The 12313-nt window shown below is 38.2% G+C and carries 12 protein-coding genes; 6 read left to right on the top strand and 6 right to left on the bottom strand.

Translation table 11 applies throughout. The features are described from left to right. Nucleotides 1–57: 57 nt before the first annotated feature. Nucleotides 58–444: a hypothetical protein gene (locus ACQ334_RS23585; RefSeq protein ID WP_430990749.1), complete on the bottom strand. Its 387-nt coding sequence runs from the start codon at nucleotides 442–444 to the stop codon at nucleotides 58–60. 181 nt (nucleotides 445–625) lie between these two features. Between ACQ334_RS23585 and ACQ334_RS23580 the strand changes: the two genes are divergently transcribed. The 6 genes from ACQ334_RS23580 (at nucleotide 626) to ACQ334_RS23555 (ending at nucleotide 3262) form a co-directional block, all read left to right on the top strand. Next, the gene (locus ACQ334_RS23580) at nucleotides 626–1411 is read left to right on the top strand and encodes a hypothetical protein (RefSeq protein ID WP_430990748.1); all 786 of its coding nucleotides are present in this window, start codon (nucleotides 626–628) and stop codon (nucleotides 1409–1411) included. A 210-nt stretch (nucleotides 1412–1621) separates the two neighbouring features. After that, on the top strand, nucleotides 1622–1831 hold the full coding sequence (locus tag ACQ334_RS23575) for a YgaP family membrane protein (protein ID WP_430990747.1): 210 nt from the start codon (nucleotides 1622–1624) through the stop codon (nucleotides 1829–1831). 2 nt (nucleotides 1832–1833) lie between these two features. Then, nucleotides 1834–2301, top strand: coding sequence for an OsmC family protein (locus tag ACQ334_RS23570; protein ID WP_430990746.1), 468 nt, complete (start codon nucleotides 1834–1836; stop codon nucleotides 2299–2301). Between the two features lie 4 nt (nucleotides 2302–2305). After that, nucleotides 2306–2530: a DUF6132 family protein gene (locus ACQ334_RS23565; protein ID WP_430990745.1), complete on the top strand. Its 225-nt coding sequence runs from the start codon at nucleotides 2306–2308 to the stop codon at nucleotides 2528–2530. Continuing rightward, nucleotides 2514–2828, top strand: coding sequence for a rhodanese-like domain-containing protein (locus ACQ334_RS23560; RefSeq protein WP_430990744.1), 315 nt, complete (start codon nucleotides 2514–2516; stop codon nucleotides 2826–2828). Before ACQ334_RS23565 ends, ACQ334_RS23560 begins: the two co-directional genes overlap by 17 nt. 38 nt (nucleotides 2829–2866) lie before the next feature. Then, nucleotides 2867–3262, top strand: coding sequence for a DoxX family protein (locus ACQ334_RS23555; RefSeq protein ID WP_430990743.1), 396 nt, complete (start codon nucleotides 2867–2869; stop codon nucleotides 3260–3262). A gap of 70 nt (nucleotides 3263–3332) precedes the next feature. Here ACQ334_RS23555 and uxaC read toward each other — a convergent pair whose 3' ends face one another. The 5 genes from uxaC to ACQ334_RS23530 all read right to left on the bottom strand — a co-directional run bounded on the left by uxaC (nucleotide 3333) and on the right by ACQ334_RS23530 (nucleotide 12178). Beyond that, nucleotides 3333–4733 (bottom strand): glucuronate isomerase, encoded by a 1401-nt coding sequence (uxaC, locus tag ACQ334_RS23550; RefSeq protein WP_430990742.1) that lies wholly within the window; start codon nucleotides 4731–4733, stop codon nucleotides 3333–3335. Between the two features lie 253 nt (nucleotides 4734–4986). Further along, entirely contained in the window at nucleotides 4987–6630 is a 1644-nt protein-coding gene (locus ACQ334_RS23545) for a UxaA family hydrolase (RefSeq protein WP_430990741.1), read from the bottom strand. An 8-nt stretch (nucleotides 6631–6638) separates the two neighbouring features. Further along, entirely contained in the window at nucleotides 6639–8138 is a 1500-nt protein-coding gene (locus tag ACQ334_RS23540) for a tagaturonate reductase (RefSeq protein WP_430990740.1), read from the bottom strand. Between the two features lie 64 nt (nucleotides 8139–8202). Then, nucleotides 8203–10281 carry a pectate lyase gene (gene pelA / locus ACQ334_RS23535; protein ID WP_430990739.1) on the bottom strand — a complete coding sequence of 693 codons (2079 nt, stop codon included), beginning with the start codon at nucleotides 10279–10281 and terminating at the stop codon, nucleotides 8203–8205. Nucleotide 10282: 1 nt separating this feature from the next. Continuing rightward, nucleotides 10283–12178, bottom strand: a complete 1896-nt coding sequence (locus tag ACQ334_RS23530) for a glycoside hydrolase family 88 protein (RefSeq protein WP_430990738.1) — start codon at nucleotides 12176–12178, stop codon at nucleotides 10283–10285. Nucleotides 12179–12313: the final 135 nt, after the last annotated feature.

Genomic DNA, 12313 nt, shown 5'->3' with positions numbered 1-12313 from the left:
AAACAATAAAAGCGGCTGTTGTATAACAGCACGCTTTATTGAATAATAATCAAAAGCTTAACTCTGAAACAGCGGACTGTTAATATCACATATCTGCGGGCATGGGCTGGTAAGATCATAAATAGTACTTTGCTCGGTAGCAACAGCACCATCATCAGTTCCCGGAATACTCAATATATCATTACCTAAAGGATCAACCGGTACCAGTATGATCTTAAGTGTTGAAATATCGCCGGGTATTTCCATTGCAAGATAGGCCCTTACCGAAGTGCACTTGTAAAATTCTGCCAGCTCGGTAATGTCAACCATCGGAATGTTAAAAGCCCTGATGTACTTGTCTGCAGGTTCGTAATTCTGAATGTAAGCACGCCAGTTGGTAGTAATGGCTTCTGCCTCTTTCAGAGAGATAGTATCCTGTGCTCCGGGAACGATTTGATTGTTCATAAAATGGGGGTTTTATTAAATAAAACCAAATATAAGAAAGACCTGCTAACAATTGTTAAGGATTTATTTGAAATCTGCTTTCTGTTTTTACCTGCACCGTAATTTTACGCACAGATAAATCTGTTTATCTTTAGCGCTGTAAATTAATACCGCATAACTATTTTACTTTTTAAAAACTATTATGAGAATACACTGCTGGTTTATTGTTATGCTGTTGCTTATCTCATTACATTTCCAGCGGGCAGTGGCACAATCTGTTACCATTAAAGAAATAAAATGTTTGCCTGACAAAAAACACTACAACACAACAGAGGCCACACTTATTTATCCTGTAGTGAGTACCAAAAATACTGCAGGTAAATTAATTAATGCTTTCATAAAAACTGCCATTGTAGAAAAAGAAACGGAAGACAGCACCGTTAGTACCCGCCAGGGTTTAAAAGATATGGCTGCAAACGGGCTCATCAATTTATCTTATGAAGTAACTTTTAATAAAAATAATATACTCTCCCTGAATATTTTCCAGGAAGGCTGTGGTGCCCATTGCTCATCATGGAACACTTATTTTAATTTTGATACCAGGACAGGTAAGGCAATTACGATAGAAGATATCATCAGCAAAAACAACATTGCTGATTTCACAAAAATGGTATTGAAAGATAAACAAAAAGCATTGACCCTATACAAGACAGAAGAAAAAGAGGAACTGAACAGCAAAGCAATCGACTCGTCTGAATACGACTGGGCTATCAGGGAAGTAGACGATTACTGTTTTAAAAGCGTTGACATCTCTAACTTTTCTTTGTCTGATACAGGTATAGCTATTATGGATGGTTGTGAATTCCCCAATGCGATCAAATCACAATCGCCGTCTTACAATTTAAGTTACCTGTACACCACCCTCTCAGTATCATTACACCCCCAGTTAAAAAAGCGTTTATTGCCCTCCCCTACACCGCAACATTGAAATTACCGGAAATCACCTGCTATTTTTAAAAGCTGTTTGCTGAGTCAGGTCAACGTCAAATGTGACTAAAGTCACATAACGGGCAGTTTTCGCATTGTAGTTTTGTGTTACAATCAAAGAGGTAAAAGTGGCTTATCTGCTGCTGTACTTTATGCCATATCCGGCTTACATCTTTTATTGTTACCTATTTTAAACATAAAATAAATTACAATGAAAAAAAACATGGGTTCATACGACAGGATCATAAGGCTGTTAATTGCAGCTGTAGTTGCAGTATTGTATTTCACCAATGTTATAACAGGCACTTTGGGTATTGTATTGCTGATTATTGCCGGTGTATTTGTATTAACAAGCTTAATCAGTTTTTGCCCGCTATACACTATACTCGGCATCAATACTTGTAAAACAAAAAATTCTTAACAATGGCACAACACGAAATTGAAACACAATGGATGGGTAAAATGCAGTTTAATGCATTGGTGAACGGCCATACTGTTATTATGGATGCTCCGGAAAGAGTGGGCGGAGAAGATAACGGACCTATTCCAAAACCTTTTGTACTTACTGCACTTTCTGGTTGCACAGGAATGGATATTGTTGCCATACTGCGTAAAGCACAAAAAGAAGTACAGGATCTGAACATTAAGGTAACAGGAGAACTGAGCAAACAACAACCGATACAATACATCGCCATACATGTAGTTTATGAATTTAAAGGTGATAAGGTTTTTGAAGATGCAGCGCTTGAAGCAGTTACGCTTTCGCAGGAAAAATATTGCGGTGTTAGCCAGATGCTGAAAAAGGCATTGCCTGTAACCTGGGAAGTAATGTATAATGGCTTGTCAGTTTTTAATAACAAAATACCTGAAGCTTTGATTGCTGAAAATTAAAAGCATGTTTGCCTTTATACAAAAACACCTCTTAACCATTATTGGAATTACAATTGGAGCAGTAGCTGGTTATGTATACTGGCGCAACACCGGTTGTTCATCGGGCACCTGCATCATCACATCAAAACCTGTGCATGTAACGCTTTACGGTGCCTTGATGGGGGGATTAATTTTCAGCATGTTTACCAATAAAAAAATAAAACCAGACGATAATGATAAACACAATTAAGAATTTATTTGGCATAGGCAGTAAAACAGATTATGCTCAATTAGTAAAAGAAGGCGCAGTTATACTTGATGTACGCAGTAAAGGCGAGTTTGAAAGCGGGCATATTAAGGGATCGGTAAATATTCCTGTTGACCAGTTGCTCAGTAACCTTTCTAAATTAAAAAATAAAGAGCAGCCCATCATTACCTGTTGTGCATCGGGCATGAGAAGTGCTTCGGCAAAGAGCATACTAATAACAAGTGGTTTTACTAAAGTATTTAATGGCGGCGGCTGGAGCAGTTTGCAAAATAAATTGTAAAATATTTTTATTAATTTCAGGTGACCAATATTTGTCACGTGAACAGATTTCCATTTATCAGTGCACCGCACACCAAAACACTTTTAAGAGTTGCCATTGGATTGATCATGGTATCGCATGGCATTGCCCGCTTATCATTGGGTACAGTTAATGAATTTGGCGAGCTCTTAGATATAAAAGGCTTGCCAGCCGGAGTATTCATTGCATGGACTGTAACGATACTTGAAATTTTAGCAGGACTTATTTTAGCATCCGGCCATTTGGTACGCATCATCTGCCTCTGGTTTATACTACAGCATATTTTCGGGATCATTTTAATACATGCCGGCAACGGGTGGTTTGTAGTAGGCTCGCAAACAGGTGGAATTGAATTCAGCGCATTGCTGATTGTTTGCCTCATAGTAATTGCAGCCAATCATAAAAAAACACCATGACGTTTAAAAAATTACGCAATAAAAAAATGCAGCAATTACTGCTGCATTTTGATTATGGGTTTATTAGTTATTAAAATCCAAAATATTGCTTTGCATTATTGTAGCAAATATCTTCAATCACTTTTCCTGTCCATGCAATATCATCAGGTAGTTCGCCATTTTCAATTTCTTCACCAAACATATTACACAATAAACGGCGGAAATATTCATGCCTTGGAAAAGACAGGAAGCTCCGGCTATCTGTCAGCATACCTACAAACTTACTCAGCAAGCCCATGTTACTAAGTGCATTCATTTGTTTGGTCATACCATCTTTCTGATCTAAGAACCACCAGCTGCTGCCGTACTGTACTTTACCTGCACTGCTGCCATCATTGTAATTGCCGATCATCGTTGCCATCAATTCATTATCGGCAGGATTTAAATTGTACAAAATCGTTTTTGCCAGCTGATCCGTAGTATCTAATTTATTCAGGAATTTTGCTAATGCCCTGGCCTGAGAAAAATCGCCAATACTATCCCATCCTGTATCAGGCCCAAGTTGCGACAACATTCTTGCATTATTATTTCTTAATGCCCCTAAATGATATTGTTGCACCCATCCCTTTTCACAATCCCATTTCGCAAATTCAATCAGCATGGCCGATTTGATCTTATGATTTTCTTCAAGGCTTAATGTAGAGCCTTTTCTTATTTTATCAAAGATGGTGTTGATCTCCGCATCGGTATAATCCTCTGCATAAATCTGCTCTAAGCCATGGTCAGAAACAGAAGCACCCATCGCTGCAAAAAAATCGTGGCGGTTTTTTAACGCTTTTAAATAGTCTCCGTAACTACTTACCGAGATATTTGAAGCCGCTTCTACTTTATTTACATAGTCGTTGAAAATTGCTGCATCATCTACATTCATTGCTTTATCGGGGCGAAAAGCGGGACGAACTTCAACCGGGCAATTATCTGCTGCAATTTTCTTATGAAACTCTAAAGTATCAGTCGGATCATCAGTTGTACACAAAGTTTTTACATTCATCTTTGTAAGTAATCCTCTTACACTATATGCTTTGGTTTGCAGCAAAGCTGTTGCTTCTTCGTAAATTTCTTTTGCAGAATCTGCATTTAAAATTTTATCGATGTTGAAATAACGTTGCAATTCCAGGTGCGTCCAGTGATACAATGGATTGCGTAAAGTGTAAGGCACCGTTGCAGCCCATTGCTGAAATTTTTCAAAATCGCCTGCAGCACCGGTACAATATTTTTCGTTGATGCCATTGGTACGCATGGCCCTCCATTTGTAATGATCGCCGTATAACCATACCTGCGTAAGGTTGGCAAAGTTCACATCATTAGCAATTTGTTCGGGCGGTAAATGATTATGGTAATCAATAATGGGCATTGATTTGGCAAACTCATGATACAGTGTTTGCGCTGTTTTGCTTTGCAGCAGGAAATTTTCGTCTAAGAACCTTTTCATAATGACTCTCTGTTGGTTAACGATCTTTTATATAGAAAACAAATATTCAATAATCAACGCTCAATGTTCAATACTCAATAAAAATACATAGTATTAAATTACGCTGCCCTTTTCTGAGAACGGGTAGCAAACTAAAAGCTATGCGTTTCCATTGAACGTTGTATGTTGAATATTGAGCATTGAATAGTTGTATTTTTTTATTACACTATCTACACTTTGTTCAGGATTCAGGTCGCTTAAAGCGCCCCGATCCTTACAGGCTTACGCCTCTCTTCCACGGAATAAAATCATCCTGGTTCAACAGTACTGCTTTAGGAATAATTTCTCCGCTGGCAGCTTTAATACAGTATTCCAAAATGGCTTCGCCCATTTCTTCAATGGTCTTATCTCCTTCTACTACCGGCCCGCAATCAATATCAATGATATCATTCATGCGTTTGGTAAGATTACTGTTAGTACTCACTTTTATGGTTGGGCAAACAGGATTTCCTGTTGGGGTACCCAGTCCCGTTGTAAATAAAATTAACGTAGCGCCACTTGCTGCTTTACCTGTTGTTGCTTCCACATCATTGCCCGGGGTACACACCAAACTTAAACCGGGCTTTGTAACAGGTTCTGTATAATCCAATACATCTACAACCGGCGATGTGCCACCCTTTAATGCAGCACCATTACTTTTTATTGCATCAGTAATTAAACCATCCTTAATATTTCCCGGAGATGGGTTCATATAAAAACCACTTCCTACCCTTTCGGCCTGCTCGCTGTAAGTGCCCATTAAGTGCATGAATTTTTTTGCAGCTGCTTCATCAATAGTGCGGTCAATTAAATTTTGTTCGGCTCCACATAATTCAGGGAATTCTGCTAACAAAATTTTTCCGCCCAATGCTACCACTAAATCACTCAGGTAACCCACAGAAGGATTAGCACTGATACCACTGAAACCATCGCTGCCGCCACATTTTACGCCAATGCATAATTTAGATAATGGTGCAGGCTTACGTTCCAGTTTATTAATTTCAATTAAGCCTTCAAATGTTTTTTTAATGGCTTCAGCAATCAATTGTTCTTCACTTTGCGATTGTTGCTGCTCGTAAATGTATAATGGTTTATCAAAATTGGGATTGAGTGTTTGCAGATCGTTTTTAAAATCTGCCACCTGTAAATTCTGGCAACCCAAACTTAACACGGTAACACCGGCAACATTAGGATGATTAGCATAAGATGCCAACAATTTGCTGAGTATGCCTGCATCCTGTCTTGTACCACCACAACCACCCTGGTGATTTAAAAATTTTATTCCATCTACATTTTTAAAAGGGCGGTTAGCTGCAGGAGAAACTGGTGTAGAAAAAATATCTACATTTTTTATATCCTGCCCATTCTTGTAAGCATCAATTAACTGGTGGGTGTATTGTTTGTACCTATCCGTAACGGCATAACCTAATTCATTATGTAATGCTTCTTTTATTACATCTAAATTCCTGTTCTCACAAAAAACCGTTGGAATAAATAACCAGTAATTAGCAGTGCCTACATCACCATTACTGCGATGATACCCATTAAATGTTTTACCGGCATACTTAGAAACATCTGGTGGTGTCCATTTAAAATTTGTATTGCGGTAAAAATAAGGATCAGCAGCATGCTTGATATTTTCAGTATTCATCCAGCTGCCTTTAGCAATAAAATGTTGCGCCTTACCCACCAGCACGCCATACATAATTACTTTATCTCCTTCATTTAAATCTGTTGTAAAGAATTTGTGTTTTGCTTTTACATCATCCTGCAAAACAAAAGTCTCGCCACCAAATTCAATGGTCTGTCCTTTTTTAAGATCTGTTAATGCCACCAGCACATTATCTATTGGCTTAACTTTTAAAACCTGTTGCTTCATTATAAATTTTAAATTTTTACTTTCTCATTTTGTATTACTTCCAGCATTCCGTATTGTAAAATATCTTCCACATCCTCGGTTACTTTTTCTGCAAAGCCGGGAATTGCAGAGAGATCAGCATTCCATAAAGTAGCATTACTCAATACATTTTTAACTACCTGTTGTACCGGGTAATTTTTCCATTGTTCAAAGAAATAGCCTGCTTTAGGATCTTTAATGGGATAATCTGCTCCATTAAAGTTACCATAATAAATATCATTCTCAAGTTTTACTGCTTTCATAAATACCAGGTAAGCCGCAAAGCCCAGGGCCATATTCTCAGGAACTGATTTATACAATTCGGCATAACGTAACAATACCTGGGCAATCCTCATTTCTAATTTTGATGTATAGTTCAGGCTGATATTGATCCAGTGATGTTCAATGCTCGGGTTGCGGAACCTGTCCAACACTTTTCCTGCAAACGCCTGTGCATCTTCCTGCGGCAGCTCATAAGGAATTGCTTTTGCAATTTCATTGGTCATTAATTCCTTTACAAAATTTGAGATCACCGGGTTGTCCATAGCTTCTTTTACAGAAACAATACCTGATAAAAAGGCGATAGCACAGCTTAAAGAATGTGTACCATTCAGTAAACGCAGTTTCAGTTCTTTAAACACATGAATATCGGGAGTGATCACAACGCCTTTATCAGCCTGCGCAAATGATAATACAGAAGCGATTGCTTCGTTACCTTCTATTGCCCATAAACTGTACACTTCACTCATGGTGATCAAATCATCAGTATACCCCAATTCATCTTCCAATGCTTTTTTAGCAGCAGCAGCTGGCTTACCGGGAACAATTCTATCCACCAATGAATTACAAAAGTGATTATGCTTTTCTAACCATTCAATAAAATTTTCTTCCAGTCCGTTTAAATGCGCCAGTTCTAAAACAATGGCTTCTAATTTTTTTCCGTTATCACTGATCAATTCTGTTGGTACAATTACCATTCCGCATTGATCGCTGCCATCAAAGGCTTTATATCTTTCGTATAAAAAAGCCAGTAATTTTCCGGGATACGAAATGGGTGGATGATGTTTAATATCATCTTTCACCAACTCAATACCTACTTCTGTAGTATTGGAAACGATGATCTCCATATCCGGATTATGAGCACATTTTAAAATAGCATCCCATTCATCTTTTGCAGATAGTACACGGCTGATAGCAGAGCAAATAATATTTTCACTAACCGTTTTTCCATCTTCTAATCCACGGATACACAAAGTATACAAACCATCCTGTTTCTCAAATGCAGCTGCATCTCCTCCACTGGTTGATTTTACCACAACGATCCTTCCATTAAAGATACCCTGGCGATTGGCTTTGTCAATAAAATAATCGGGCAACCCACGTAACAGAACGCCGGTGCCAAATTGTAATACTTTTTCAGGCAGATCAAAGATTCCATCAGGTACATTCTCTCCCTGTATATTTTTTAAGGTGAATTTAGATAGTGTCATTGTTTTAAATTTTATTTACCGCTACTTTATTTACTTCTTACTTTATTTACGCTTGATACTTTATTTACTTCTTCACTTTCCACTTCTCCACCCACTTCGGATATTCAGTATGGATCAGGTTCTCCGGCCATACTCCATACCAGGCATAACCAATACGGCGTTCATTCTCCACCTCAGCAATTGTTTTTTTAGGCTGACTATCTCTGCCTGTAAAAAACGGCTCGTTAATTTCAAGATTATAAAACCTTGCCCATATTACAGCGTTATCATCCTTTACCAATACTTTATCTTTACCACTGGCTTCGTTCGGCGCTTTAACTTCTACAAAATTGTAGCCCACAATTTTTACTTTTTCAAACCATTCTACAGCGGCGTTAACTGCTGTAATGATTTCTTTAGATGGATCGGGCTGCTGCATTAAAAAACGTACGATACCAACAGACTCACTACCACTTAAGGATGCCAGCTCAAACTTTCTTGCCGTTTCCGGTACCAATGTTTTAGCATTATACTGTGCACACCATGCAGTCAGTTTTCCTTTTTGCTTTATTTGTGTTTTTATAATACAATCAATCCCTTTTTTAATAGCGGCATTACATTTTTCGATGTAAGTTTTATCAATCACATCAAAATCATTTTTACCCAGTACCACATTCTGCAATACATTCAACACATTGATCATGGCATTGTCATTATACGTAACCTGGCTGCGGTAACTGCTGAAATCAGGATAATACTGCGGCCAGCCACCATTAGCATATTGCGCCTTTAACAAATAATCAATACCCTGTTCGGCAGCTTTTAAATAGGCCTCATTTTTATACGCTTTGTATGCTTTAACAAGGTATTTAATTTCTTTTGTAGTGGCTTCGTTATCTATTGTTGCATCAATGCCTTCATCATAACCACTTCTCAATTCTTTTAACTCTACATCATTCAATACCCGCTTGTAATCAACATTTCTGTTGCCCTGGAAATGTTTTGGCCAGCCACCATTTTTGCGTTGATAGATCAGCATTTTATCTGCAATGGGATCTGATGCCGTTTTTGCTGCTGCATCAGTAGCATCACCAACAACCAAACCGGTAGCAGTTGCTGCCATTGCAGCTGATTCTTCTTTATTTTTTTCGCTCTTTAAAGGATTCCATTTGTAATCATACACCCAGGGTTCGTTAAATTCATTGATGCCAAAATCAGCCGGCAAATTATTTTTATACCAGGCATAATCTTTACCGCCTTCTCTTTTACAATTGTAATAATAGATTCTTCTACCCCATTGTATTTTATTTTCGGTAGGCACTAAATAAATATCAGCATCCGCCATATTTTTTGCAAAACTGCAATTGAGTAAATAAAACTGTGCATCCCGGTGATAGCGGCCAAGCTTAAATCCGTCATCACCGGAAAATTTACAATTTAAAAGCACAGTTTTTGATTTTTCATACTTGCTGCCATCATGCCAGATGGCAGCGTTTTTATCGTGACAAATAAATGTACAATTTTCTGCCAGTGCCCAACCCCGTGGACAATAAAAGTCAACGCCACCTTCCATGATACAATCCTTAAAATAGAACATCCCTTCATCAGTATTCCACGGGCTTACCGTATCGCCGCCCCATGCACGAAAGATGCAGTTCTTTACTATTAACCTTGTGGTATTAAAAGAACGCAATGCCATCTGGTGCCCGTAAGGCTTTATTGTCTTTTTGCCTGTACTTTCTTCCGCACATGTAATTTCTTTATCTGCAGTATTGTCTTTTCCAAAAGTGTTAAGGAACGAAATATTTTCCAATACAATATCACTGCCACGCAGATTGATTGCGGCTACGCCATAATCATCTTTATTATCGCATCGCCATTCTTCTCTTGCCAAAGAAATAGTTACAATGGTTTGCTCCGGGTTTTCTCCCCTGAGCGTAATAAAATTATTATCAATAAAGATCTTCTCTTTATAAGTTCCATTTTTGACGGAGATAACTCTTTGTATTTTATTATCTTCTTTAGGCAAACTATTAATAGCTTCCTGTATAGACCTGAAATTACCACTGCCATCCTGCGCCACCGTAATGGTAGTTTGAGCCATACCAAACTGTACAGCTGTTACTGCAGCAAGAATCAATATCAATTTTTTAATGCTGTTCAATTTATTTTTTTGATTGCGTTAATAACCATTTTACAAGATCTTCTGCTGCTTTATAATTTTCATATTCAGCAGGCAATTTTCTGCCATCGGCATATTCATTATATAACCAGGGGTCTCCCACAGCTAATACTTTTCCTTTTCCAAAATTTGCAGTGGCAATAATTACATCACCTTCTTTTACGGCGTTAGCTGTTGCAGGCGATTTTATTTCCAATGCGCTGATCTCTTTGAGATACATTTTACCCGGTGATTTGAATACCGGGTTATTGGCCCCCGGATATACCACCCCCTGTTCAAAAATATCATTCTTCACCATGTTCAGGCTTTTATCAGTAAACTTAATACCGAAAGCACCGGCTAATAAATTAAAATGTTGCAGGTCGCAATTGTTACTGTCGTTAGCCATTAATAATAAAGTACCACCGGCCTTAACCCAGTCACTGATCACTTTTACATCGTTTGGTGTAACAAAATTGGGCTTAGGATTATCTCTTACATGATCGGGATCAACAATAATATATACGGAGGATTTTTTTAAATTGGCTGCTGTTGGTGCCACATCCAATGAAGCTACTGTTGCTCCATACCTTTCTATAATACTTTGCAAAGTGGTAAAACCGGAATTGCTTTTTTCATTCCATACATAATGCCAGTATATTTCTGTACCGGTAACATCTTTCTTTTTTTCGCTGTTAAACCAACGGTCTAACATAACTGTTTTTCCTGTACCAGCTGATTGCGTGGGTACTTGCGCCATTTCATTACTGGCTAATAAAAATGCTCCCATACCTTTTGGGTCATTGGTAATTACAGGTTCGCTCATGTAATAATTAAAACTTCCATCACGGTAAGGGCTACCCCCAAGTCCGCTCACTTTTACAGTACCTGTTAAAACCGTTTGCCCATTTTCTTCCTTAATAAATTGTTTTAAAATGCCATCATAAGCTTTTTTAGCGATCGCAATTTTTGCTGCAGGCAAATAACCTTTGCGTACAGCTTTTGCAATAGCATAGGTAAACTGGCAACTGGCACTGGCTTCAAAATAATTTTTTTCCTTGCCCGGCCCGCTGTAATTCAACACATCATACCATAAGCCCGTTGTTTTATCCTGTTGTTTCTCTATTGCATTTACCAGGCGATTCAAAATATCTATCAAGGCTTTTCTCTTAGGATGATTTTCCGGAAAATAATCCAGCACATCCACCAGTGCATCACTATACCAACCCATCGCTCTTGCCCAGAAAAGCGGTGATGTTCCTGTTGTTTTATCAGCCCATTGTTGTTGTTTGCTCTCATCCCATGCATGATAGATCAATCCTGTTTTTGGATCTCTGGCATGTTTTTCCATCCAGATAAACTGGTTGGCAATATCATTAAAAGCACTGTCTTCGTGAAACAACATCGCATACTCTGCATAAAAGGGTTCTCCCATATACAAACCATCCAGCCACATTTGATTGGTGTATACTTTCTTGTGCCAGAATCCGCCTTCGTTTGTGCGTGGGTGTGTGGCTAACTGGCTGCGTAACAGGTCAGCCGCTTTTTTATATTTTTCCTTACCGGTAACCCTGTATAACAACAATACCAGTTTACCATTATTTACATGGTCAATATTGTATTCTTCTTTTTCGTAGCCTTTAATACTGCCATCATCTTTTACAAAATAATCCATCTTTTTCTGGATGGCTTTAAAGTAATCAGCATTACCGGTGTTCTGCCAAAGACCTTCAAAACCTTTCAACACCACGCCCATATCATAACTCCATTTGTTAGTACCGCCAATGGGGACAGTATCTTTCCAGATATTTAAAACTGTTGCAGCCAGTTTTTCGCCGGGTGTTTGCGCCAACCCGTTTACTGAAACTGCAATTAGAAAAATCAGAATTATTTTTTTCATAATTAAATTCCCTTCGGGAAATTTTTATTTTTTGTGACAAACATTTTTTCTTTTATCATCTTCATTGGCGTCGCACTCTTGTACGACATGAATTCTATTGAGCTTTTATTATGTTTTGCACTTATGCGTTCCTTT

It is taken from the genome of Ferruginibacter sp. SUN106 (genome assembly GCF_050611765.1).
Classification (GTDB): domain Bacteria; phylum Bacteroidota; class Bacteroidia; order Chitinophagales; family Chitinophagaceae; genus Ferruginibacter.
Note: the sequence above shows the minus strand (reverse complement) of the source record. Positions and strands in the feature narration are given on the sequence as shown.

Bases quoted from the DNA above. Each gene is read 5' to 3' on its own strand.
- ACQ334_RS23585 (WP_430990749.1), bottom strand. From the start codon at position 444: ATGAACAATCAAATCGTTCCCGGAGCACAGGATACTATCTCTCTGAAA.
- ACQ334_RS23580 (WP_430990748.1), top strand. From the start codon at position 626: ATGAGAATACACTGCTGGTTTATTGTTATGCTGTTGCTTATCTCATTA.
- ACQ334_RS23575 (WP_430990747.1), top strand. From the start codon at position 1,622: ATGAAAAAAAACATGGGTTCATACGACAGGATCATAAGGCTGTTAATT.
- ACQ334_RS23570 (WP_430990746.1), top strand. From the start codon at position 1,834: ATGGCACAACACGAAATTGAAACACAATGGATGGGTAAAATGCAGTTT.
- ACQ334_RS23565 (WP_430990745.1), top strand. From the start codon at position 2,306: ATGTTTGCCTTTATACAAAAACACCTCTTAACCATTATTGGAATTACA.
- ACQ334_RS23560 (WP_430990744.1), top strand. From the start codon at position 2,514: ATGATAAACACAATTAAGAATTTATTTGGCATAGGCAGTAAAACAGAT.
- uxaC (WP_430990742.1), bottom strand. From the start codon at position 4,733: ATGAAAAGGTTCTTAGACGAAAATTTCCTGCTGCAAAGCAAAACAGCG.
- ACQ334_RS23545 (WP_430990741.1), bottom strand. From the start codon at position 6,630: ATGAAGCAACAGGTTTTAAAAGTTAAGCCAATAGATAATGTGCTGGTG.
- ACQ334_RS23540 (WP_430990740.1), bottom strand. From the start codon at position 8,138: ATGACACTATCTAAATTCACCTTAAAAAATATACAGGGAGAGAATGTA.
- ACQ334_RS23530 (WP_430990738.1), bottom strand. From the start codon at position 12,178: ATGAAAAAAATAATTCTGATTTTTCTAATTGCAGTTTCAGTAAACGGG.